A 23,413-nucleotide genomic window follows, 5' to 3' on the forward strand; every position below is an offset into this window, starting at 1 on the left:
CCACCATTCATTCGACGCCGCTCGAGATCTCTCGGCGGGGAGCTGTCCACGGGCAGGAGTTGCGCAGGGCCAGGTAAAGCTTGGTGCCATTCGCCACGCGCACCCGGGATCCGGTGAGCGCGGCCGCTGGGGTCGCCTCGATCTCGTCGAGAAGCCGCGCGTAGATGTCGATCGTCGTGCTCACCGCTGCGGCCGCGCGGCGGGGCAGGCCAGGCAAGCACGCCTGGGCCGCGCCGATGTCGGCACGGCAGTCCGCTACTAGCACGGCCACATCGGAGTCGGTGAGCGTGTGAGACGTCACGCCCGGGAAGTACGAGCGGCCGAGCCGCTGCTCATCCGAGCCGAGGTCCCGCAGGAAGTTGACCTTCTGATACGCGGAGCCCAGCCTGCGGGCGCCCGCTTGCAGTCCGGGATCAAGCGGCCGGGGGCCCGAGCCGGAGTTCACGAACACCGCCAGGCACATCTCGCCCACGACCTCGGCGGAGCCGAAGACGTACGCCGCGAAGGACTCGTCGTCGTGCACCTTGAGCTCGAGGTCCATGCGCATGGACGTGAAGAAGGGGTCCGTCTGCTCTCGGGTGATGCCGACGGCGCGCGCCGTGGAACCGAAGGCGTGAGCGACCACGTTGGTGGAGAACCCGCCCTCCATCGACCGCCACACCTCGGCCTCGAATCCGTCCAGCAGCGTGCCGGCATCGTCGCCCTGATACGTGTCGACGATCTCGTCGGCGATACGCACCATCGCGTAGATGGCCTCGATGTGGCGCCGGTGGACGGGGCTCAGCATGCGTGCGCCGACGCCGAAAGAGGAGGAATAGTGACCGATGATCTGCGCGGCCGCCGACTGCGCCGCCTGGTCGTACAGCCCCATCGACGTCTCGTTGTCGTGATGGGCGCGACGACGGGCTGGGGTCACGACGAGCGTCCGTCGAGTGCGTCCACCAGGTCGACCAGGTACCCGCTGAGCGGAGCCGGGACACGCTCGCGCGCGACCCTGGCGGCGTCCCGCGCGTGCCGCCTCGACACCGCCTTGGCGCGACCACGCGCGCCGGTCTCGACCAGGATCTCGCGCAGCCTGTCGGCGTCGTCCTCACTGAGCTCGGGATCACCGAGGTGGCGCTCCAGCACGGTGAGCTGTTCGGGAGTCGCGCTCACGAAGGCGAGCCGCACCAGCTCGGTGCGCTTGCCGGAACGCAGGTCCGACAGGTTGGACTTACCCGTCTCGGTCGGGTCGCCGAACACGCCCAGGTCGTCGTCCGCGAGTTGGAAGCTCAGGCCAAGTCCTGTGCCGATGCGCTCGAGGTGCGACACCATCGTGGGGTCCGCTCCGGCGAGCTGGGCACCCGCGAGCAGTGGCACGACGAAGGAGTACGTCGCCGTCTTGAGCTCGGCGACGCGCACGGCATCCGCCTCTGCGACCGGCGTGAGGTCGCCGTACATATCGAGAAGCTCGCCGGCGATGGTCGCCCGCACGGCACGGGTGATGAGGTCCAGGCAGGCGATGCGATGGTGTGCCGGCAGCTGGGTGCGAGAGATGAGGTCGTACGCGCTCGAGATCGCCAGGTCGCCGCCGAGCAGCGCCGCGGACAGCACGTGGTTCTCCACCTGCTCTGCGGGCAGACCCCTGTCGGCGAGGTCCGCACGGCGGCAGCCCGCGAGGTTCGGACGCCCCCGGCGCACCTCGTCGTGATCCAGAATGTCGTCGTGCACCAGCATCGCGGTATGGAGCATCTCCATCGCTGCGGCGACGGGCACCACCGCGTCGGCATCGTCCCCGCCTAGCCCCGCGTAGGCGGCGAGCGTCAACGACGGACGCAGGTTCTTGCCGCCCGAGAACTGATCGCCGAGGGTCTCCCACAGGCGCGCATAGTCCGGGCCGGCGACAGGCAACTCCGCGGCGGCGGTCCTGACATGCCTGCCGAGGGCCTCGTGGACGTGCGGAAGGCGCGCGTCCACGAAGGAGCGCAGGCCGTCTATGGTCAGCACCGATGACATGATGCCCCGGTCAACGTCTGGCAAAGCTCCCTGCATTCCCGCCGTCCGCGGCACTCGCGAGCGCCGCCCGCAATGTCGGTTCGCGGCGCGCCCGAGTACGCCCGATGCGGGCGCTGAGCCCGCGCATCGGTGAGCGGAGTCATGTCTCGGCCAGAGGACGGGTCACTATTCGTCCTCGTTATTGCCGTTGCCGTTGCCGTTGCCCAGCCCCGGCGGGGAGGGGACGGGCGCTGGCTCGTCGTCCGGTTCCGGGCCCCTGGACAGCACCAGCCGCACTTCCGTGCCTGGTGCGACCTGGGTGCCGCCGTTGGGGTTCTGAGAGATGACGGCGCCCTCGGGGATGTCATCGGAGAACTGCTCCTCGTCGTAGGCGAAGGTCAGATCCTGGGTGCCGAGCTCGCGTTCGGCGTCCGACTGGGAACGCCCGGTGACGTCAGGGACCGCGACGGTGGACGGCGCGACCGCGACCTCGAGATTGACGGTCGAGCGCTGCGGCACCCGCCCTGCGCCCGGGCTCTGCGACAGGACGGTGCCGGCTTCGACCGACTCGTCCTCCACGTCCGTGGTGTCGGGCACCAGGCCCAACTCGTTCAGCGCGGCACGGGCCTCGTCCTCGCTCATGCCCTCGAGGTCCGGCAACTCCACCATGCCGCTTGAGACGTACAGGATCACGGACTCGCCTGCGGATACCGATTCGCCCTCGTCGGGATCCGTTCGGGTCGCGCGGCCCTCCTCGATGTCAGGATCGTCGTCCTGCTCGACCCGGGACACCTCGAGGCCCGCGTCCTCCAGATCTCGGATGGCCTCATCTTGCTGGAGGGCGCGCACGCTCGGCACCGTGACCGCATCGGGCCCAGCGGAGACCACGACGGACACCTCGGTGCCCTCTTCGACCATGACCTCGGCGGCGGGGTCGGTGCTGATCACCAGACCCTCGTCGATGTCGGTGGAGGCCTCGGTGGTGACATCTGCGACAAGCCCCACCTCCTCCAGCTCGGCGACCGCCTGCTCTTCCGCCATCTCGACGACGTCGGGGACGGCGACCTCGACGATCTCGGGCTCGGTGTCCCGGTTGAACAGCCAGATGATGAGGATGAGCGCGATGAGGGCGGCCAGGCCCAGCGAGGTCCACAGGATGATCTTGCGGCGGCGAGAGTCGTCGGCGTCATCGAGCTCGTCCTCGTCGCTCACCGCGACGGTCGCGGGCTGAGGCGGCGGCACCGAGCCGGGGGCACCCTCTCCTACCGTGGCCCAGGGCGATCCGGATTCGGCCGGCATGACCTGAGTCGCGTCGGTGGCCGGGCCCGACTGCTGGGCCGGCATGGCCTGCGTGGGCTGGTCCGCGATGTCCTCGGGGCTCATGCCTGCGGCCGCGCCGGCGCCGAAGGCTGCCGCACCGACGGGGATCGCCCCGGTCGAGGGGCTCACCTGTCCGCCACCCATGACGGCGCGCAGGTCGCCCAAGAACTCCTGTGCGGTCGCGTAGCGATGGTCGCGGTTCTTGGCGAGCGCACGCAGGACCACCTGGTCCAGCGCCGAGGGAACGTCGGAGGCGAAGTCGGACGGCTTGGGGGCCTCCTCGCGCACGTGCTGGTACGCGACGGAGACGGGCGAGTCGCCGATGAAGGGCGGGCGTCCGGTGAGTAGCTCGAACAGCAGGCAGCCTGCGGAGTAGAGGTCCGAGCGGGCGTCCACGGTCTCGCCGCGAGCCTGCTCGGGGGACAGGTACTGGGCGGTGCCCACGACGGCCTGGGTCTGGGTCATGGTGTTGCCGGCGTCGGCGAGGGCACGCGCGATGCCGAAGTCCATGACCTTGACCGCGCCGGTGGGGGTGAGCATCACGTTGGCGGGCTTGATGTCGCGGTGAACCAGTCCCGCGTGGTGCGCGTAGTCGAGTGCGGTGAGGACGCCGGAGGCGATCTCCACCGCCTCGTCGATCGGCGCCGCCACATCGCCCTTGAGGATGTCGCGGACCGTGTGACCCTCGACGTACTCCATCACGATGAAGGGGACGGCCTGTGGGTTGCCGGTCGCGCCAGGGATGTGGTCCTCGCCGGTGTCATAGACCGCGACGATCGAGGGGTGGTTGAGGCCCGCTGCGGACTGAGCCTCGCGGCGGAATCGGGTCTGAAAGGACGGGTCCCGCGCCAGGTCTGCGCGCAGGATCTTGATGGCGACCGTCCGGCCAAGGCGGGTGTCGTAGCCGATGTGAACCTCGGCCATGCCGCCACGGCCGATGAGGTCTCCGACCTCGTATCGTCCCGCAAGCATGTTCGCGTCGTCGTTCATCTGTCCGTCAGTCTCCTACGTTCCGCACCGCTTTCGGGTGTCATTGTCGCACTCATCGGTTGGAATCCCGCTTGGGCTGCACGTCCGGGCGCGGCCGGTGCTCGGTGGGCGCGATGCTGGGCGGCATCGTGCGCGCCGTCCGACCGCGTATGCGCTCCCCTCCCGTGCTCGGTGAAGGAGGGGGAGCAGTGCTGTGGTCTGGTCTCAGCTCGCCGCTGCCGGGTCGGGCCTCACGAGGGGTGCCACGCGCCTCGCCGTCGTTCAGATCCGCGGCGCGCAGCCGCTCGATCAGCTCGTGGGGCGTGCGCACGCGCTTGCGAGGGTTCTTCTCCAGCACGTCGTTGATGATCCGGGCGAGGTCCACGGAGACGCTTGCTGGCAGGTGAGGCACGGACTCGTTCACGTGGGCAATGGCGATGTCCACGGCCGAGGAGGCGGTGAAGGGCCTCTTGCCCACCACGGCCTCGAACGCGATGATGCCCAGCGCATAGACGTCCGATGCGGGGGTTGCGGGCTTCCCTAGCGCGAGCTCCGGCGCGAGGTACTGGGCCGTGCCCATCACCATGCCGGTCTGCGTGAGCGTGGTCTGGCCCGTCGCGCGGGACACCCCGAAGTCGGTGATCTTGACGGAGTCACCCTCGGCGACCAGGAGGTTGCCCGGCTTGATGTCGCGGTGCATCACGCCCGCATCGTGAGCCACCTGCAGGCCCAGGCACGTCTCGATCAGGATGTGGGCCAGCCGCGGCTCCTCGAGAGTCACCTCGCGTTCCAGGATGGAGGACAGCGGTTCACCCTCGACGAGTTCCATCACCAGATACGCGGTGCCGTCCTGGTCGCCGTAGTCGAGGACCTGCGCGATGTTCGGGTGGGTGAGTCCGGCGGCGTTGCGGGCCTCGTTCTGGAAACGCTTGAGGAAGGTTTCGTTGGAGGAGGCGGAGTCCTTGAGCACCTTGACCGCAACCGGCCGGTCCAACTCGGTGTCCTCGGCACGCCACACCTCGCCCATGCCGCCCACGGCGAGCAGCGACCGCAGGACATAGCGGCCGACGAGCGTGGTCCCCGAATGAATGCTCACAGGTCCCCCTCGGCGTCGAGGGAGAGTGCGCGCTCCATGACGGTTCGGGCGATCGGCGCGGCGACCGTTCCGCCGGTGGCACCCGAGCCCGTGGCGCCGCCCTCCTCCACGATGACTGCGATGGCGATCGCGGGATCCTCCGCGGGCGCGAAGCCCACGAACCACGCGTGGGGAGGGGTGTCGCGCCCCGTCTCGGAGGTGCCGGTCTTGCCTGCCACCTCGACACCGTTGATGCGCGCAGCTTGTCCCGTCCCGTCGGCGACCGTGCTCACCATCATCTGGGTGAGGTCGGACGCATCCTCGGGGGACATCGACTGGCGGTACTCCTCCGGCTCGGTGTCCGAGACGACGGTGAGGTCCGACGCGCGCACGGAGTCGACGAGGTAGGGCCGCATGAGCACCCCATCGTTGGCGATCGCCGAGGCGACCATCGCCATCTGCAGCGGGGTGGAGCGCACCTCGTACTGTCCGATCGCGCTCATCGCGGTCTGGGCCTCGTCGGGGGACTCGGGCAGCCGCGACGCCGTCACGGGCAGCGGGATCTCGAGAGGCTCTTCCCATCCGAAGTCGCGTGCCTTGCGCTCCAGCACGCCCCACCCGAGCGACATCCCGAGGTCCGCGAATGCGGTGTTGCAGCTGATCCGGAGGGCATCGGCCAACGGCAGCCGCTCGTCCGCTGCGCATTCGGCGCCCCCGTAGTTGCCGATGGTCGCGCTTGAGTTCGGAAGCCCGAGCTCCTGGGGCGCATACAACTCGGTGTCGGGCGTGTAGCCGCCCTCGAGGGCTGCGGCGGCGACCACGAGCTTGAACGTGGATCCCGGTGGGTAGGTGTCGCCGGCGATCGCGCGGTTGATGAGCGGACCGTCCTCGCGAGCCAGGAGCTCGGCGTAGTTCTCGTTGACGGTGGACGTGTCGTGACCGGCGAGCAGCGCAGGGTCGTACGTGGGGCTGGTCACCATCGCGAGCACCTCGCCCGTGGCGGGATCGAGGGCCACCACTGCACCCTCTTGGTCGCCGAGCGACTCCGCCGCCACCTGCTGCAGTTCCGACGAGAGCGTGGTCTCGACGGAGGCTCCCTGCTGCTGCTCTCCCGCGAAGAGGTTGCCTACCCGCGTCCAGAACAGCGCATCGGCCGAGCCGTTGAGCAGGGCGTTCTCCGTCTGCTCGAGCCCGCTGCGACCGTAGACGATCGAGTAGAAGCCGGTGGCCGCGGCGTACAGCTCCCCCTGCGTGTAACTGCGCTGGTAGTTGAAGGGATCGTCGACGGGCTCGGACCACACCACGGCCTCGCCGTCGACGACGATGGGTCCGCGGAAGTTGCCGTACTCGCGGTACAGGGTGCGGACGTTGCGCGGGTCCTGATTGAGGTCCTCGGCGCCGAGGACCTGGATGAAGGAGGCGGCGCCCATGAGTGCGAGAAAGAGGATGAGCACGACGACGGAGAGCCTGCGGGCGGGTTCGTTCATTCGGTCACCTCCGCAGCCGAGCGGCGGGCCTGGTCCGAGATGCGCAGCAAGAGCCCGACGACGATCCAGTTCGCCAGCATCGACGAGCCGCCGTACGCGAGCCATGGGGTGGTGAGGCCCGTGAGAGGGATCACCCGCGTCACGCCGCCGACGACGATGAATACCTGCAGCGCGAGCGCGAAGCCCAGGCCGCCCGCGACCAGCTTGCCGAACCCGTCGCGCACGCCGATCGAGGTGCGGAAGGCCCGCTGCACAAGGATGAGGTAGAGCGAGAGGATCGCCATCAGCCCGGTGAGACCCATCTCCTCACCGATGGACGCGATGATGAAGTCAGACTCGGCGTAGGGCACCAGGTCGGGGCGGCCCTCACCGAGGCCGGTGCCGAACAGTCCACCCGAGGCCATGCCGAACAGCCCGCGGACCAGTTGCTCCGAGGTCCCCGAGGAGTACAGCTCGGGATCGAGGGCGTTCAGCCACGCGTCGTAGCGTGCGCGGACGTGGGGGAAGACCGTGCCGGCGAGCACGGCGCCCGCGCCGAACATCGCGACGCCCGTCACCACCCAGCTGATCCGCTGCGTCGCGACGTAGAGCATGCCGAGGAAGATGCCGAAGAACAACAGCGACGCACCGAGGTCGCGCTGGTAGACCATCAGCATGAGCGCGGCCACCCACACCAGGAGCAGCGGACCCATGTCGCGCGGCCGCGGGAACCTCAGCCCCAGGAATCGCGGTCCCGCGAGTGCAAGGGTGTCGCGGTTGGTGACGAGGTAGCCCGCGAAGAACACCACCATCGCGATCTTGGCGAACTCGCCGGGCTGCAGCGAACGGCCGAACACGTCGATCCAGATGCGCGCGCCGTTGATTGTCACGCCGAGGCCGGGCACGAGGGGCAGCAGGTACAGCACCAGGCCCACCACTCCGGCGGTGTAGGTGAAGCGGCGCAGCAGTCGGTGGTCGCGGATCACGAACACGACCGTCATCGCGAGCAGCACACCAGCGACCGTCCAGCCCAGCTGCGCGTCGCCGAAGTCCGTCTCGCGGCCCCGGTACTGCGCATACGCGAAGTCGACGCGCCGGATCATCGCCAGGCCCACGCCGTTGATCGCGAGCACTGCGGGGATGATGACGGGGTCCGCGGAGGGTGCGTAGCGGCGCAGCAGCAGGTGGCATCCCAGCATGAGAGCGGCGGCGACGCCTGCGTAGATACCGAGCGGAACGAGTTCCAGGTAGTCCGCGTGGTAGTCCACGAGGGCGCGGGCCAGCACGATGATGGTCCAGGACAGGCCCATCAGGACGAGCTCGGGCCGCCGCCCGGTGCGGACCTGGAGTTCGGAGACGGTGGCCACTAGGTCTCGCCTTCCAGCGCGGTGGCGGACTCATCGGGCGAGGCGGTGGGGCTCGACGACGGTGATACGTCGGGGGCAGGCGCGGGCTGCGGCATCGGAGTGGGCAGGTTGGCCTCGAGCGCGAGGACGATCGCGCGCGCGCCGTCGAGCGTGTCCGCCCGGATCGTGTCGTCGATGCGCGTCTGCTGGTACGGAGCGAGGTCCTCGAGCGCAATGTCCGTGGTCTCCACGAGCGTATGCAACGCGATCACGGGCAGGTGCTCGGGTATTCCTCTGTAGATGGCCACGTCGCCGCCCGCCGAGCCCACGTAGTACTGGGTTTGGGTCCACGCGTAGGCGCCCGACGCTCCGCCGATGACGACCAGCAGGGCGGCGAGGGGCAGCAGCCACGGGCGTGCGCGGGTCCACCACACCGATGCTCGGGAGGGCTCCTCGTCGTCGTCGACCTCGTCAGGAGTCGACAGCCGCGCGGCCTTTCCCGCAGCCGACCGGCCGGCCGCGGACGGGCGGTGCCGGTCGCGTGCTGCGGATCCGACGATCTGCGACGCCGTGGGCGGTCCCACCCCGTCGGGCGAGGAGTCGATGTCGACCACATCCGCGACGATGCACGTGATGTTGTCCGGTGCCCCGGCGGAGAGCGCGAGGGACACGAGCGCATCCGCGCAGTCCGCGGGGTCGGACACCTCGACGAGGGTCTTGTGCAGCGTCTCGCGGCTCACCACCCCCGAGAGCCCGTCGGAGCACAGCATCCATCGATCGCCGGCCCGCGTCTCGCGCACAGAAATATCGACGGGGACGTCGGCATCGACGTCCCCGAGGACTCGCAGCAGCATCGAGCGCTTGGGATGGTGCTCGGCGTCGGCCGCGCTCAGGCGGCCGGTGTCGACGAGGTGTTGGACAAAGCTGTGGTCGGTGGTGACCTGATCGAGAGACTCGTCCCTCAGCAGGTAGGCCCGCGAGTCGCCGATGTGGGCCATGCACAGCGTTGAGCCGGCGCGCAGCAGCGCGGTGACGGTGGTGCCCAGCCCCGCCAGCTCGGGGTCGTTGTGGGCGCGATCCACGATCTCCGCGTGAGCGTCCGCGATCGCGGCCTTGAGCTCGTCGAGGGCGTCGTCCGGGCCGTGCGACTCGCCGTCGAGCCCTGCGAGGCGCCCCACGGCGATCGATGAGGCGATGTCGCCTCCCGCCGCACCGCCCATCCCGTCGGCCACCACCAGCAAGTGCGGACCCGCATAGGCCGAGTCCTGGTTGTTGGACCGGATCAAGCCTACGTCGGAGCGCGCGGCGAAGTGGAGACCGAGGAACATGTCAGATCCTCAGTTCGAGGGTGGTGCCGCCGAGGCGCAGCTTGTCCCCTCGCTTGAAAGGCATGGGGTCGTCGACCCGCTGATTGTCCAGGAAGGTCCCGTTGGTGGAACCGAGGTCCTCCACCATCCATCTGTCGCCTTCGGGGAAGATCCGGCAGTGCCGCGCGGAGCAGTAGTCGTCGTCGATCACGAGCGTGCACGTGGGCGAGCGGCCGATGAGGATGGGTGCCGAGCCGAGCGGGATCGTGGTGCCCTTGAGCGCCCCGGACGTGACGGCGAGGTGAGCGACCGCATCGTCCCTCGTGGACACGGATCCCGTACGCACGCCGGTGTTGGAGCGCGAAGGCGCTGCGACCTTCGCCGCGCGCGCGGCCACGGTCCGGCGGGACGCGCGCCCGCGCCCACGCGAGACAACACGGGTGCCGTAGAGGTCGGACCGCAGCACGCCGATCGCGGTGAGCACGAGTGCCCACAGCAGGATGAGGAAGCCGAACCTCAGCAGAGTGATGGAGAGCTCGCTCATGCCGCTACACGTCCTCGTCCACCGGGAGGCCGTCCCAGTACATGATCGTGGTGCGGCCCACGGTGATTGCGTTGCCGTCCAGCAGCGTGACCTCGTTGATGCGCTGCCCCTCGACCAGGGTGCCATTGGTTGACCCCAGGTCGGTGAGGATCGTGCCCTCGTCGGTCACCTCGAACCGGCAGTGCTGGCGAGAGACGCCGGTGTCGTCGACCACAATGTCGGACTCGGAGCCGCGCCCCACGACCGTCATCTCGCCCGTGAGGTGATAGCGGTCGCCGTCGATGTCCAGCAGGGGGTCGCGCGAGTGGTGGTCGTGAGCGGAGGCGGGTGCGGCCGGGCCGCGGGTGGTGCGGCTCGTGACGGCCAGCCGGCCGGTCGACAGCGACTCCTCCTCCGTGAACTCCACGCTGACCGCGCCCACGAAGCTGTAGCGCTGGCGCTCGGCGTGGTCGCGCAGCGCGTCCTCGAGCTCGTGCGCCAGCGCCTGCGCGCCCCAGGCCTCGATGGTCTCGTGGTCCGAGGGGCTCAGCGCGATCGAGTACTCGTTGGGAGCGACGGTGCGATTGCGGTCGACTGCGGCGGCGCGCGCGTCGCACTGACGGCGCACCGCGCTCGCAAGCTCCACCGGCTTCACGCCGGACTTGAAGGTCTTGGCGAACGCACCGTGGACGACGTTCTCGACGCCCTTCTCGAAGCGATCCAGGACTCCCATGGGTTGAATCGTATAGGTCCCGTGCCACATGCTAAAGTTGCTCGTCGCGCGCGAGTGGCGGAACGGCAGACGCGCTGGCTTCAGGTGCCAGTGTCCGAAAGGGCGTGGGGGTTCAAATCCCCCCTCGCGCACTACAACGAAGGCCCCTTCACCGGTTGATCCGGTGAGGGGGCCTTTGTCGTTCCGTGGGCATGCGATGTGACGCCCGGACGTGGGCCCTCGATGCGGGTGTGCGTTACCCGGAGACGGTGCTACTTGGCGATGAAGGCGAGGATGTCCTGGTCGAGTTCGGCCTGGAAGCCGCCGTAGATGCCGTGTGGGGCGCCCGGGTAAACCTTCAGGGTGCCGTGCTTCACCAATTCGGCGGACTTCATTGCTGAGGCGTCGATCGGGACGATCTGGTCGTCGTCGCCGTGGGCGAGGAAGATCGGCACGTCCAGCGCCTTCAGGTCCTCGGTGAAGTCCGTCTCCGAGAACGCCTTGATGCAGTCATATGCGGCGGCGAGGTTCACGAGCATGCCCTGGCGCCAAAACTCATCTTTCGCACCCTGGGATACCGTGGAGCCCGCACGGTTGGCTCCGAAAAATGCCTCAGTCAGGTCCTTGTAGAACTGCGAGGCATCCTTCAGAACGCCTGCGCGGATGTCGTCGAAGACTTCGATTGGGAAGCCGCCGGGGTTGCTGTCGGTCTTCACCATCTGTGGAGGCACGGCCCCGACCGTGATGACCTTGGCCACGCGGCCGACGCCGTGCTGAGCCGAGTAGCGAACGACTTCGCCACCGCCGGTGGAGTGGCCGATCACGACCAGATTCGTGAGGTCAAGGTGCTCGATCAGTTCCGCGAGGTCGTTTGCGTAGGTGTCCATGTCATTGCCGGTGTAGGTCTTGGCCGATCGCCCGTGGCCGCGACGGTCGTGAGCAATGGCGCGGTAGCCATTGTCGGCGAGAAGTTTGATCTCAACCTGCCAGGCGTCCGAACTGAGCGGCCAGCCGTGGCTGAGCAGCACGGGCTGCCCTTCTCCCTGGTCGGTGTAGTAGATCTCGGTTCCGTCGGTGGTGTTGAAGTAGGGCATCGCTTTTCTTCTTTCCTGGTTGGTGGTGTTGATGGTTGGTCGTATGTTCATTCGCAAAGTTCTAGGCGAATTCAAAGATGCGTTTGACGTCGATGGGCGAGTTCAGCGGCAAACCGGCGCCACAGACGGCGGTGCACGCTGCGCCACCGGGAGTCGCGCCAAGGAGCTCGGATGCCACGCTCAGCGCCGGGTTGTCCGAACCGCGCGCGGTCGGAGGACATGACACCGTCAACCTCTGCCGCACCGGTGTCATGGTTGAGGGAACCGATGACAGCAAGCACGTGGGTCGCGGCTGTCCCGGTGTACTGGCTCGCATCAACGGCGGTGTTTTCGACACTGTCCTTGCCGGTCGCAGGCAGAGTTCCATCGACGCATGCAAGTTGCCGATCGTCGATCACCAACACGTGATGCTCCGTTTCTGAGGCTTCTCGGGCGAGAGTGGATCGATGTCCGCGAAGACCACGACTAGCTCCTTATCATCGGCTCGCGACGGTGACCTGCGCTGTATCCGTCGACCCGGACACCGCGAGTTCCGTCTCGACGAAAAGGACCTCCCACGGTCCAGCCGAACAGAAATCGATGGTGTCTCGCGAGATTTCCGTTGCGGAGGCGACTTCTCCGTCACTGATGACGGCAATCGTCTGCCGGTCGTCGGCCTTGGAATAGTCGGGAGCATCTGACCATGCGAAGTTCAGACGGCTCTCGATCAGTTCGGTCGACTCGTAGGGACAAATCACCAGGAAGGACGATCCGTCTACTCCTTCGACCTCGGACAGTGCAAAGGAGCCGCCAGCAGAGCCGCGGATGGCCGTCTTCAACTCGGACTCGAGCAATCCTGTGGTGGCGCACCCCGCAAGCAGCAGCGTTGGCAGGAGTGCGGCGGCGGTCCGTCGCCGATTGACCATTCGTAAAGCTCCAAGTGAGTCGGGGCCGAGACGATGGGGCGCGCGCATGGCTAGGCGGCTTCATCCGCGAGCGAGATGCTCAGCGAACTGATTCCGGCGTTGCCGAGCGCGAAAACGTAGCGGAAGGTCAGCGGACTGTTGGGGTAGTCGCCGTGTCCCTTCGCTATCAACGTGTAGGCGTTACCGTCGACCGTCGTGTCGACGGTCTCGAGGCGGATCGCTGGCGTCGTCCTGAACCATTGAGCGATCGCCGGCCTGCCGACGTGCTCCGTGTTTTCGTCGGTGACTCGCCCGTCCGGCGCGAAGAGAGCGGCTAGCGCCTCCCCGTCGTGCGCATCCATGGCGTTCTTCGCGTCAGATACCAATGAGTCAAACGTATTCATGAAGTTGCTCCCTTTAGTTGTGTTATCGCGGTACTTCGCGGTATTGAGTTACTGCGCGACCGAACAGTGTGTAATGGCGAGGCAGCGTCCTGGGGTGCAGGACCTGTACCGAATAGGTGAGGTGCCATGGCTGTCTCATCCGCGAAGGAATGCCGCAACTTCTCCAGCGCGTGCTGGCTCACATCCCTCTCCTAAGGATGATCCTGGCCCGTCTGGGTGCTACTCCCACACGAGGACGCCAGGGTCGTAGCGCCCGCTGTTCCGGGAAGGTCCAATCGAAGAAGACTGCCGCGATGCGCACCCCCGTGGTCACAGCAGCAGAGATGAGGCCCGCGACAGGCACCGGCGTATCGATCTGGACGAGAACGATGAGAGCGGCCGCCCCAGCACCTGCAGCCACGGCGTAGAGGCTCCCCACGTGAAGAATGGAAATCGGTCGATTCAGGATGAGGTCGCGGAGTATTCCCCCTCCGATAGCGCCAATGACGCCCACCACCAGCGCGCCGACGCTTCCGACACCGAGGGAGAGCGCTTTTGAGGCAGCGATGGCGCCGAAGAGTCCCATGACGACCGCGTCGAGAACCGTGAGCAGCCAGCCCGTCCGTGCCAGTAGCGGGTGCAGCGCCATCCCGAGGATCGCAGATGCCCCTGCGACCAACAGGTACCAGTTGACCCACACCACTACGGGCGGCTGATTGAGGACGACGTCCCGGAGCAGACTTCCTCCGAGCGCTACGGTGAGGCCGATGACGATGACCCCCAGCACATCAATGCGGTGATCCTTCCGTCCCGCCGCGAACAGTGCGCCCTGGACGCCGCCGAGTGCGGCGGCCAGCAGTTCGACCCACAATGTCACCTGGAACTGCACAATGCCCATCGTGTCCTCCAGACTTGCCGGGCCGGCTCGCGCGGTCGCAAGCCGGCCCGGGTTGGTTACGCGATGAGTTCGTGAGGGGCGCGAGCGAGCGCAGTCTCGGCGGCATCGTTGATCACGTCTGAGACCACTTCGGCCTGAGTGAGGTACACCGCGTGGCTGCCGGGCGTGGTGGTAATCGCCGCGCCGGCACGCTGCGCCATGTGCTGGAGCATCGCTTGGTCGAATGCCTTGTCCTCGGTGGCGATGACCGCCCAGCTGGGCTTGCTGCGCCATGCGGCGGTGGTGACAGCGGCTCCGAATACCGCCATGTTCACGGGTACCTGGGCATCGCGCAGGAATGCTGCGTCGGCATCGCTGGCATCCGCGGCGAAGCCGGTCTTGAACTTCTCGTCGTTCAGGAACCCGAACCCGTCGTCACCGATGTCGATGACAAATTCGGGCGTCGCAGCGAAGCCCTCGTACTGCTGCCCAGATGTCTCGCCTGAATCCGGGATGAGTGCTGCCACATAGACGAGGCCGGCCGCGTTGTCGTGCGTGCCCGCCTCGGTGATGACCGTGCCACCCCAGGAGTGCCCGACGAGGATGGCCGGGCCATCCAACTTGTCGAGAACTCTCTTGGTTGCCGCTACGTCGTCCTCGAACGAGGTAAGCGGGTTCTGAACGATAGTCACCCGGTAGCCGCGGTTTGTGAGGTTGTCGTGAACCCGGCGCCAGCCGGATCCATCCGCGAACGCGCCGTGAACAAGCACGACGTTCCTGATTCCGTTGTGGGCCATGATTTCCTCCTTTTCGGGCCTCGCTCCCGGTTGGGGTTGAGGCATCTGTGTCGGCTCGTGCCGACCGGTGATACGCAATATATTGCATGTGAACCTTGTTGGCAAGGTTCGGGTCGGATTTGCTCCAGGGGCAGCGGTGTGTGCAATATATGGCATGCCGATCCCGCCTAACACTGCTGGAGTAAGTCGTTCCCTCCTTCGAGACGACGTCTACCGACGACTCCGTGACGCGATCGTCGATGGCACTTTCGCGCCAGGCGAGCAACTGAGGGATGGCGAACTCGCAGACTGGCTCGACGTGAGTCGCACCCCTGTACGCGAGGCCCTGTTGCGCCTTGCGAACAGCGGGTTGGTTGTTGCGCTACCAGGCCGATCAACCACCGTGACGGCCATCGACGCCAAGGCAGTGCGAGATGCCCGCGACGTCATAGCAGCCATGCACTCACTAGCGGCGCAACAGGTAGCTGGCCGGCTCTCGGATGAAGACCTGGAACGCATGAGGGAAGCGAACCGCCGGCTGACCGAAGCGCTGAACGCCGGCGATGTGCAGGCGGCTTTGGACGCCGACGATGATCTGCACGATGTACCCGTCGCCGCTACAGGCAACGCTGCTCTGGCATCAGTGATCGACCACTTCGGCCCAGTAGTACGTCGGGCAGAACGGATCCGCTTCGATCGCGACGGGGCTACTTCTGAGAAGCTACACGAGCAACTGATCGAGGTCCTGGCGACGGGGAACACGGAGCAAGCAGCAGCGATCGCATTCGACATCTGGTTCAGCCTTCCCGCTGAGGAAAGTGCCGACTCGTAGTTGGTGCCGCAAACGGGATCCGAGACGGAAGACGCGCAGTGCGGCGTGGGCGGCAGACTGCACGCCCCGGCCCCGATCGGGGCGGTGCTGCTACGGCCCAGTCACCACCGCTGACTACCGCAACTGCTGTGACCCTGAGCGGACGTCTGCCCGACGGCCTGCCCGAGTCGTTCTTCGAAGGAACTCTCGACCATACAAGCCGCGAGCCGCTCGCACCTCACGTGACGTGGAGCGGGGCCGGCTTGTGCCTCCCGTTGTTGCTCACACCTACATCGATGCCGCCACATTGGCCAACTATCGGGGGCTTCCGGGGGCCTCCCAAGCCTCTCTGGACGACCGTGGGCACGCAAGCCTTTCAGGGCTCGCTATTCCACGCCGGCGGCGTCGAGCAGTGCTTCCACAGCGTGCAGCACGCTGAGCGGATAGGACCCGGTCAGTAGCGAGTAGTCGGCGGCTCCGGTATGTATCACTGTGAGTTCTTCGGCCAGACGATCGCCCTCGTGAATGCCCGCGATGGCCGCCTGGCGTCGCACGTACTTGGTCAGTTCGCTCTTCTGGAGATGGGCCACCTCGACCGCGGCATGCGTCGGATCCCGCAACTCTGTAGCGACGTTCACGAAGAAGCACCCTGAGAATTCCGGCCGGGTGGCGTAGGCGCGCTGGGCTTCGAAGATCCCAAGGAGCCGTTCACGCACCGATCGGTCGTCGTGCTCGGCGGGGAGGTCAGCGACTGCCATCTCGCGACTGTCCTTGAGCACGGCCACGAGCACATCCATCTTCGATGGGAACAGTTGGTACAGGGTCTTCTTCGAGATGCCGGAGGTCGCCGCCAAGCGGTCTACGCCGACGGCGTGGAAACCCTCGCGATGGAACAGCTCCGACGCGTGTTGGAGCACTCGCTCCCGCGTTTCCTCCGCAGTCATAGCATCAGGCTACCACCCGGAAACAGAACGGTTTCCATCTTGCAGGGCACCGGAAGCGCATTGGTGCGGCGCGCGGCGCCGGCCGGAAACCGATTAGTACTCAGGCCGGAATAAGTTGGGAAACCGATCGGTTTCCATCCTCGCTAGAGGTGCACGGCCTTGTCGGATCGGCGAGAGCTGCGGCACCACACCCACGCGAAAGGAAGATAGCGACATGCCAAATCTGCAAGAGCGACTTCGCTTGCCCGCCTTCGAGGCGACCAACCGTGTCTTTATGGCCCCCATGACCCGGATGCGCGCGCCCGAACCGGCGGACGCGCCGACCGAACTGCACCAGGAGTACTACCGCCAGCGCGCAGGCGCGGGGCTTATCGTCACCGAGGGCACGCAGATCACTCTGGAAGGGAAGGGCTACTCCGGAGCCCCCGGCATCTACACCGACGAGCAGGTAGCTGCGTGGCGCAAAGTCACCGAGACGGTGCACGAAGCCGGTGGGCGCATCGCGGTTCAACTGTGGCACGTCGGTCGCATCACCCATCCCGACGTGCACGGCGGCGAACCGGGCGTCTCGGCGAGCGCGCTTCCGTTCCGCGGGCGCACCAACATTAAGGACGCCGATGGCAACGTGATCTCCGTCAGCGCCCCGACTCCTCGGGAACTCCGCGTTGATGAGGTGCCCCGGCTACTCGAGGACTACCGCCGCGCGACCCGGAACGCGCGGGCGGCGGGGTTCGACATGGTCGAGATCCACGCAGCGAACGGCTACTTGCTGCAACAGTTCATGTCCATCAGCAGCAACGTGCGCACGGACCAGTACGGCGGCTCGCTGGAGAACCGTGCGCGCCTGCCGCTCGAGGTGGTCGACGCGGTCATCGGCGAGTGGGATGCAGCGCACGTGGGCATCCGACTGTCGCCGATGATCAAATTCGAGGGACTTGACGACGCAGACGGCAAAGAGATGGGGCTGTACATGGCCAGCCAGCTCGCCGACCGTGGCGTCGGCTACTTCCACCTGTGCGAGCCCGACTGGGCGGGCGGCCCGTCGCTTGACGACGAGTTCCGCACCGCGCTGCGCGATCAGTTCCCCGGCATCATCATCGCCGCAGGCAACTACGACGTCGAAAAGGCCGCGCGGGTACTCGGGGCGGGGTGGGCCGACGCCATCGCATTCGGGCGACCGTTCATCGCGAACCCGGACCTGCCCGCGCGCCTCGAGGCCGGCGCGGAGCTCAACAGCGTGGACTTTGACCGCGTCTACGGCGGGGAGGCAGCCGGATACACCGATTACCCGGCGCTGCAACTCACACACTGAGCGATTGCGGCATCTCTCCGCCGCAAGCGTTCCGGCTCGTCGCGATGACCACCCGCATTCGGGCGGGCAGCGTGGGCACGGCACTCGGGCCGCGCACACGCTGCCCGTCCTCGGTCTGCTGCGGCACAGGCCTTGTCGGCTCCGCCCGGCCGACCGGGGCGCGTCGTAGCTTCGCAATGCTCTCCGTTCGAGGTGCGTTCGACGTGGCGTGTCGCTCATGGGGTTTAACGCGGTAAGCGCGGGCGGGGAAATCGACTGAGCCGCCGTGGGAAACGGACATGGAGGCTCGGTCATTGTGCCTCGTAGTCGAATTTTCCGTATCGCCCACTACAGCGAAGGCCCCTTCACCGGTTGATCCGGTGAGGGGGCCTTTGTCGTTCCCGCCCGGGCGCGTCAGGCGTCCGCATGGAGAGGTCTCTCGCTGGCAATGCTCCGACGTTCTCGCGCTAGCACAGTCCGGCCCCGATGGCCGTTCCGGTCTGTCCCAAAGTTTGTTGAGTGGGTCACCTCTACCCTCAGCGGTCGTCCCGGCGTGTGTGCGTGGCGTGACCCCGGAGGCGGGCGGTTTGGTGGGCAACCACAGCGGATGTGCGGGCTACGCTGGCTGGGCGAAGCTCGATGAGGAGCCGCCGGCAGCTGCCCGGTCGTCGAGCCACAGGTTCTTGACTACGGAGGAGGCAGTGATGACGCAACCGGTGCGGGTGGGTATCGCAGGTCTGGGCTTTGGGGCTGAGTTCATCCCCATCTATCGCGACCATCCAGATGCGGTGATGTCCGCGATTTGCCAACGCAACGAGGAGTCTCTGGGACGCATCGGTGACGCGTTCGGCATCCAGCAGCGGTTCACAAGCTTCGAGGACCTGATTGCCGACCCGGAGATCGATGCGGTTCACATCAACACGCCGATCCCGAACCACGCCGAACAGTCGATCGCCGCGCTGCGGGCAGGCAAGCACGTCGCCTGCACGGTGCCGATGGCCACGACGCTCGAGGAGTGTCGTGCGATCGTCGACGCGTCCCGGGAGTCGGGCAAGAACTACATGATGATGGAGACCACCGTCTTCTCCCGTGACTTCCTCTACGTACAGGATCTGGTGCGTTCCGGGAAGATCGGGCGGCTGCAGTTCCTTCGAGGAGCTCACCAACAGGAGATGGCCGGGTGGCCGGGCTACTGGGAGGGGCTGCCTCCGATGCACTACGCGACCCACGCAATCAGCCCGCTGCTGGCGCTGGCCGGTGGCGCGCTCGCAGAGTACGTCGTGTGCCTGGGCTCCGGTCGCATCTCGCCGGAACTCACGGCGAAGTACGGCTCGCCCTTCGCGGTCGAGAGCGCGCTCGTCAAGGTACGCGACCTCGAACTCAGCGGGGAGATCACCCGGTCGCTCTTCGAGACCGCTAGGGAGTACGTGGAGAGCTTCTCGGTCTACGGCGACCTGGCCTCCTTCGAGTGGGAGCAGGTCCACGGCAGCGGTCCGGTGCTCTTCACCGGCGAGCACGCCGAGCACGTCGAGGTGCCCGACTACGCGCACCTGCTACCCGAGCCGATCCAGCGTTACACGACCAAGGGCGTGTACGACGAGGAGCACGCTCACCTGTCGTTCCAGCAGGGCAGCGGTCACGGCGGTTCGCACCCCCACCTCGCCCACGAGTTCATCCGCAGCATCGTCGAGGAGCGCCCGTCGGCGGTCGACGCGGTGACGGCAGCGAACTGGACATCGGTGGGCATCTGCGCGCACGAGTCGGCCATGGCCGGTGGCGTGCGCGTCGATCTGCCGGTCCTGGACCAGGGCGGTGCGGCATGACTACCCGTTGGCCGATCGCCGCCAGCACGTTCATCTGGCACTCGCCGCTGACCACGCAGATCCTCGAGGAGCGACTTCCTCAACTCGCTGACTGGGGATTCGACGGCGTCGAGCTACCCCTGGACCAGGTGGGCGACTGGGACGTGGAGCGGATCGGCGAGCTCATGGCCGAGCTGGGCCTCCGCTCGGCCGTGTGCACGGTCTTCTCGCCCGGCCGCGAGTTGGCCGCGGCGCCCGCCGAGACCCAGGCGAACACCCTGGACTACGTGCGCTCGGCGATCGACGTCGCCGCCGCACAAGGCAGCGGGCTGGTGATCGGCCCCACGTACTGCTCGGTCGGACGGGCGTGGCCTCTCGACGCCGACGACCGCCGCCGGCTCAACAGTGAGTTGCGCGACAACTACCTCCGGCTGATCGACCACGCGGGCCCGCTCGGTGTGAAGCTGGCGATCGAGCCGCTCAACCGGTACGAGTCGAGCGTGTTCAATACGACCGAGCAGGTGTTCGACGTCATTGGAGACCTCGACCCCGACGTCATCGGGCTCGGTCTCGACACCTATCACATGAATATCGAGGAGCGGACGTTCGCAGGCGCCCTGCGCCTGGCCGGCGACCGACTCCTGCACCTGCAGGTGTGCGGGACCGATCGCGGGGCGCCCGGCGGCGACCACACGCCCTGGGACGAGGTGTTCACGACGCTCAGGGAGATCGGCTACGCCGGCATGCTCGGGATCGAGTCGTTCACCGCGGAGAACGAGTCGATGGCCAAGGCCGCGTCGATTTGGCGTCCCCTCGCCGCGTCTCAGGACGAGCTCGCCGTCGAGGGGCTTGCGTTCCTGCGGCAGTCGACTGGGACGGACTGAGCCCGGCCCGACCCGCCGAACCGAGACCGACCGAGGAGCTACCAAGCCCAGCGACCGCCCGGGCTGTGCCCCTTCACACCGTCATCGGGTGCCATCGGTCCCGTCCCCGCAGGCGATATGCACGTGACCAGCGGCTTCTGAAACGCCCGTCACCCATTCAACGTGCCCGGACGCCAACGATGTACACCCGCCCCGTGGGAAATCGCTCGGTCGCGCGTGGACAGCGGGCACGCAACCCACGATGACACCCCAAGTACATGAATTCTCCGTACACCCCACAACAGATAAGGCCCGTTCACCGGTCGATCCGGGGGCTTTGTCGTTCCCGCCCGGATCGTGTCAGCTGTCTACTTTGCGCACCGAGTCGCGGTCGCGCAGCGGCATGGGGATCAAGTGGACACCGGCGCCGGGGGCGGGGTCCTCCGACTTGGCGCGGTCGTGCTCGATGACGTCCACCACGAGATCGGCCGCCCGCTTGCCCATGGCGCGGTGGGGCAGCGCGAACGTGGTGAGTCCCGGGCGCAGCCACGCGGCGATCGAGGCGTCGTCGAAGGACACCACCGACACGTCGCCGGGTATCGACAGTCCGTGCTCCTGTACTGCCTGATAGGCGCCCATCGCGAGCCGGTCGTTGAAGCACACCAGCGCCCCGGGGACGCCATCGTCCAGCAGTGCGCTCGCGGCCCGATAGCCCTCGGGCGGCAGCCACTGGTTGATGTCGCGGCCCGATGCGGGGGCCAGGTTGTTCTCTCCCAGGACTTCGAGGATCCCCGCAAGGCGCTGTCGTGCCGCGCTCGAGATGGTGCGGACGTCGTCCGGCCCCGGCCCGGCACCGATGAGGTGGATGTCGCGGTGCCCGGCCTCCACCAGGGTCAGCGCGGCGTCGCGGCCCGCCTGGTGCTCGGCGGGAAGCACCACCGGCAGTGCCGCGTCGTCCTCGGTCGCAATGTTGAGCAGGACCGCAGGGGTGCGGGTGAGCTCGGCTGGCAGGTCTCGACCATGGGTCAGCATCGAGGCCAGGATCACGCCGTCGACCTGGCGGTCGAACATGGCATCGAGGAGTTGGCGCTCGAGTGTGGTGTTGCCGCCGGTCTCGCCGACGAACACCATGAAGCCCCGGTCACGGGCGGCCTCGATGGCGCCCTTGATCATTTCGCCCGCGAGGCGCGACGAGGCAACCGAGTCGGAGATGAAGCCCAGCGTGCTGGAGTGGCCCTTGCGCAGTCCGACGGACACGGCGTTGGGGCGATATCCGAGCCTCGCGGCGGCGTCGCGCACTCGTTGCTGGGAGCTCGCGGAGATGCGCACCGCGGTGCCACGGCCGGAAAGCACGAGTGAAGCGGTCGAGACGGCAACCCCGGCCTCCGCGGCGACGTGGGCGAGTGTCACCCTGCTGCTGGCCACGCCACCCTCCTCCTGTTCGCTCCCGTAGCGATGCCCACCAGGGCCATAACGATTCAGCCACCTTATGGCATCCAGGTTGACAGCATGCCAGGACGTGAGCGAGGCTAGCGCTTGCTAGTTCGGTTTAGCACCAGCGCCCAAGACTTGGGCAGGAGAGGAATGGGAGACAACGATGTCCCAGACACCAGTCACAACCCGCGCCACCAGGCGGCGCACAGTGCGCTTCGCTGCAGTAGGAGCGGCAGGGCTGCTGGCCCTCGCCGCATGTTCCCCTCCGGGCGGCGACAACGAGGCCGAGGAGACTCCCGACGCGACGAGCTCCGTCACGACCACTCCCACGGGTGAGATCAGCTGCGGAACCGAGCCCGTCACCGTCGAGGCCTACGTCGAGACCGGCTTCCCGGTCTTCGCGGAGCTCGCCGCCGAGTTCGAGAACCAGCACGAGAACGTGACGTTCAACATCCGGGAGGACCAGTTCGCGGTCATCACGCAGAACGCCCCGCGCATCCTGGCGGACTCCGAAACGGACATCATGCGCCTGCCGCAGATGTCGGAACTCGCGTCCGACGGCCTGCTCATGGACCTCGACTCCTACGCAGAGTCCTTCGGTTGGGACCAGTGGCCCTCGTCGCAGCTCGAGCAGATGCGCGTTGACGAGGAAGGCCGCCGTGGCAGCGGGCCCCTGTATGCGATGGGCCTCAACTACTCCATGACTGGCGTGTTCTACAACCTCGAGCTCGCGGAGCAGATCGGCATGACCGAACCCCCGGCCACGCTCGACGAGTTCGACGCCTACCTGCAGGCGGCCGCGGACGAGGGGCTGACCCCCATCCATCAGTTCAACGGTGGCGCGACCGGCGGGCTCGCCTTCCCACTACAGGCGCTCATGGCGTCCTACGGGGACCCGAGCGCGATCAACTCGTGGGTCTACCAGCAGGAGGGTGCGGACATCGACACCGAGGCGAACCTGCAGGCCACGGAGCACCTCAACGGCTGGATCGAGTCGGGCTACCTCGCGGACGACATTAACTCGATCGACTACGCGCAGATGATGAGCCGGTTCATCGAGGGCGAGAGCGTCTTCATCTTCAGCGGCGACTGGGAGTCTGGCAACCTCGACACCCAGATGCCGGGCAACGCTGGCTTCTTCCTCATGCCCCCGCTGGAAGAGGGCGGCCAGTTGGGCGCCATGTCCGCTCCGCTCACCTACGGAGTGTCCGCGAACGCAGCCAACCCCGACTGCGCTGCGACGTTCCTTGACTGGGTGGCGACCGATGAGACCGCGCGCACGATCGCGGTCGAGGTCGGCGGCTCGCACCCCATGGGCCCGGCCGATGCGTTCATGCCCGAGCTCGACGAGTCCTCGGTGACTGCTCAGACCCTTGCTGCGGGCGCCACGGTGGCCGAGAACAACGGCACCATGGACTTCATCGCGAACGCGACGGGCTCCATCTACGCACAGAGCTGGACCCCTCAGCTGCAGAACCTCGTCGCGGGCCGCACCACGCCTGAGGAACTGCTGTCGAGCGTCCAGTCTGACTATCTCGAGCAGATTGGCGAGTGACCTGACT

The 23,413-nt window shown here is 67.2% G+C and carries 22 protein-coding genes and 1 tRNA gene; 6 read left to right on the forward strand and 17 right to left on the reverse strand.

The annotated features are described in order from the left end of the window. Positions 1-7 precede the first annotated feature (7 nt). The 9 genes from ACNI3K_RS02660 to ACNI3K_RS02700 form a co-directional block, all read right to left on the reverse strand. Positions 8-916, reverse strand: coding sequence for a phytoene/squalene synthase family protein (locus tag ACNI3K_RS02660; protein ID WP_419390307.1), 909 nt, complete (start codon positions 914-916; stop codon positions 8-10). Then, positions 913-1,986 (reverse strand): polyprenyl synthetase family protein, encoded by a 1,074-nt coding sequence (locus ACNI3K_RS02665; protein ID WP_419390308.1) that lies wholly within the window; start codon positions 1,984-1,986, stop codon positions 913-915. Before ACNI3K_RS02665 ends, ACNI3K_RS02660 begins: the two co-directional genes overlap by 4 nt. A gap of 174 nt (positions 1,987-2,160) precedes the next feature. Further along, the gene (gene pknB, locus ACNI3K_RS02670; RefSeq protein ID WP_419390309.1) at positions 2,161-4,284 is read right to left on the reverse strand and encodes a Stk1 family PASTA domain-containing Ser/Thr kinase; all 2,124 of its coding nucleotides are present in this window, start codon (positions 4,282-4,284) and stop codon (positions 2,161-2,163) included. 52 nt (positions 4,285-4,336) lie between these two features. Next, entirely contained in the window at positions 4,337-5,359 is a 1,023-nt protein-coding gene (locus ACNI3K_RS02675) for a serine/threonine-protein kinase (RefSeq protein ID WP_419390310.1), read from the reverse strand. Then, positions 5,356-6,825, reverse strand: a complete 1,470-nt coding sequence (locus tag ACNI3K_RS02680) for a peptidoglycan D,D-transpeptidase FtsI family protein (protein ID WP_419390311.1) — start codon at positions 6,823-6,825, stop codon at positions 5,356-5,358. The genes ACNI3K_RS02675 and ACNI3K_RS02680 overlap by 4 nt, the downstream gene beginning before the upstream one ends. Further along, positions 6,822-8,171, reverse strand: a complete 1,350-nt coding sequence (locus tag ACNI3K_RS02685; RefSeq protein ID WP_419390312.1) for an FtsW/RodA/SpoVE family cell cycle protein — start codon at positions 8,169-8,171, stop codon at positions 6,822-6,824. The genes ACNI3K_RS02680 and ACNI3K_RS02685 overlap by 4 nt, the downstream gene beginning before the upstream one ends. Next, positions 8,171-9,478 carry a PP2C family protein-serine/threonine phosphatase gene (locus ACNI3K_RS02690; protein WP_419390313.1) on the reverse strand — a complete coding sequence of 436 codons (1,308 nt, stop codon included), beginning with the start codon at positions 9,476-9,478 and terminating at the stop codon, positions 8,171-8,173. The genes ACNI3K_RS02685 and ACNI3K_RS02690 overlap by 1 nt, the downstream gene beginning before the upstream one ends. 1 nt (position 9,479) lies before the next feature. Continuing rightward, on the reverse strand, positions 9,480-10,001 hold the full coding sequence (locus ACNI3K_RS02695; protein WP_419390314.1) for an FHA domain-containing protein FhaB/FipA: 522 nt from the start codon (positions 9,999-10,001) through the stop codon (positions 9,480-9,482). 4 nt (positions 10,002-10,005) lie between these two features. Then, positions 10,006-10,713 (reverse strand): FHA domain-containing protein, encoded by a 708-nt coding sequence (locus tag ACNI3K_RS02700; protein ID WP_419390315.1) that lies wholly within the window; start codon positions 10,711-10,713, stop codon positions 10,006-10,008. 48 nt (positions 10,714-10,761) lie between these two features. On the opposite strand from ACNI3K_RS02700, the gene ACNI3K_RS02705 reads away from it, so the two are divergent. Next, positions 10,762-10,844: transfer RNA gene (locus ACNI3K_RS02705), tRNA-Leu, on the forward strand. 120 nt (positions 10,845-10,964) lie between these two features. On the opposite strand, the gene ACNI3K_RS02710 is transcribed toward ACNI3K_RS02705, so the two are convergent. The 6 genes from ACNI3K_RS02710 to ACNI3K_RS02735 form a co-directional block, all read right to left on the reverse strand. Beyond that, on the reverse strand, positions 10,965-11,837 hold the full coding sequence (locus tag ACNI3K_RS02710) for an alpha/beta fold hydrolase (protein WP_518486589.1): 873 nt from the start codon (positions 11,835-11,837) through the stop codon (positions 10,965-10,967). A 20-nt stretch (positions 11,838-11,857) separates the two neighbouring features. After that, complete coding sequence (locus tag ACNI3K_RS02715; RefSeq protein ID WP_419390316.1) at positions 11,858-12,190, reverse strand: hypothetical protein; 333 nt, start codon at positions 12,188-12,190, stop codon at positions 11,858-11,860. 72 nt (positions 12,191-12,262) lie between these two features. Next, entirely contained in the window at positions 12,263-12,691 is a 429-nt protein-coding gene (locus tag ACNI3K_RS02720; protein ID WP_419390317.1) for a hypothetical protein, read from the reverse strand. A 50-nt stretch (positions 12,692-12,741) separates the two neighbouring features. Continuing rightward, positions 12,742-13,074, reverse strand: a complete 333-nt coding sequence (locus tag ACNI3K_RS02725) for a nuclear transport factor 2 family protein (protein WP_419390318.1) — start codon at positions 13,072-13,074, stop codon at positions 12,742-12,744. 178 nt (positions 13,075-13,252) lie between these two features. Continuing rightward, a complete protein-coding gene (locus tag ACNI3K_RS02730; protein ID WP_419390319.1) occupies positions 13,253-13,951 on the reverse strand; it encodes a trimeric intracellular cation channel family protein in 699 nt (232 codons plus the stop codon). A gap of 56 nt (positions 13,952-14,007) precedes the next feature. Then, positions 14,008-14,727 carry an alpha/beta fold hydrolase gene (locus tag ACNI3K_RS02735; protein ID WP_419390320.1) on the reverse strand — a complete coding sequence of 240 codons (720 nt, stop codon included), beginning with the start codon at positions 14,725-14,727 and terminating at the stop codon, positions 14,008-14,010. Positions 14,728-14,881: 154 nt separating this feature from the next. Here ACNI3K_RS02735 and ACNI3K_RS02740 point away from each other — a divergent pair, with 154 nt between their 5' ends. Next, entirely contained in the window at positions 14,882-15,538 is a 657-nt protein-coding gene (locus ACNI3K_RS02740; protein WP_419390321.1) for a GntR family transcriptional regulator, read from the forward strand. 365 nt (positions 15,539-15,903) lie between these two features. On the opposite strand, the gene ACNI3K_RS02745 is transcribed toward ACNI3K_RS02740, so the two are convergent. Then, a complete protein-coding gene (locus ACNI3K_RS02745; RefSeq protein ID WP_419390322.1) occupies positions 15,904-16,461 on the reverse strand; it encodes a TetR/AcrR family transcriptional regulator in 558 nt (185 codons plus the stop codon). Positions 16,462-16,675: 214 nt separating this feature from the next. On the opposite strand from ACNI3K_RS02745, the gene nemA reads away from it, so the two are divergent. The 3 genes from nemA to ACNI3K_RS02760 all read left to right on the forward strand — a co-directional run bounded on the left by nemA (position 16,676) and on the right by ACNI3K_RS02760 (position 20,438). Then, positions 16,676-17,773: an N-ethylmaleimide reductase gene (nemA, locus tag ACNI3K_RS02750; protein ID WP_419390323.1), complete on the forward strand. Its 1,098-nt coding sequence runs from the start codon at positions 16,676-16,678 to the stop codon at positions 17,771-17,773. Positions 17,774-18,456: 683 nt separating this feature from the next. Then, on the forward strand, positions 18,457-19,575 hold the full coding sequence (locus ACNI3K_RS02755) for a Gfo/Idh/MocA family protein (RefSeq protein ID WP_419390324.1): 1,119 nt from the start codon (positions 18,457-18,459) through the stop codon (positions 19,573-19,575). After that, a complete protein-coding gene (locus tag ACNI3K_RS02760; RefSeq protein ID WP_419390325.1) occupies positions 19,572-20,438 on the forward strand; it encodes a sugar phosphate isomerase/epimerase family protein in 867 nt (288 codons plus the stop codon). Before ACNI3K_RS02755 ends, ACNI3K_RS02760 begins: the two co-directional genes overlap by 4 nt. Positions 20,439-20,777: 339 nt before the next feature. Here the strand turns inward: ACNI3K_RS02760 and ACNI3K_RS02765 are convergent, their stop codons facing one another. Next, on the reverse strand, positions 20,778-21,842 hold the full coding sequence (locus ACNI3K_RS02765; protein WP_419390326.1) for a LacI family DNA-binding transcriptional regulator: 1,065 nt from the start codon (positions 21,840-21,842) through the stop codon (positions 20,778-20,780). Positions 21,843-22,014: 172 nt separating this feature from the next. Here ACNI3K_RS02765 and ACNI3K_RS02770 point away from each other — a divergent pair, with 172 nt between their 5' ends. Next, complete coding sequence (locus tag ACNI3K_RS02770; RefSeq protein WP_419390327.1) at positions 22,015-23,406, forward strand: ABC transporter substrate-binding protein; 1,392 nt, start codon at positions 22,015-22,017, stop codon at positions 23,404-23,406. Positions 23,407-23,413 lie beyond the last annotated feature (7 nt).

Source organism: Demequina ureilytica (assembly GCF_048553575.1).
Lineage (GTDB): Bacteria > Actinomycetota > Actinomycetes > Actinomycetales > Demequinaceae > Demequina.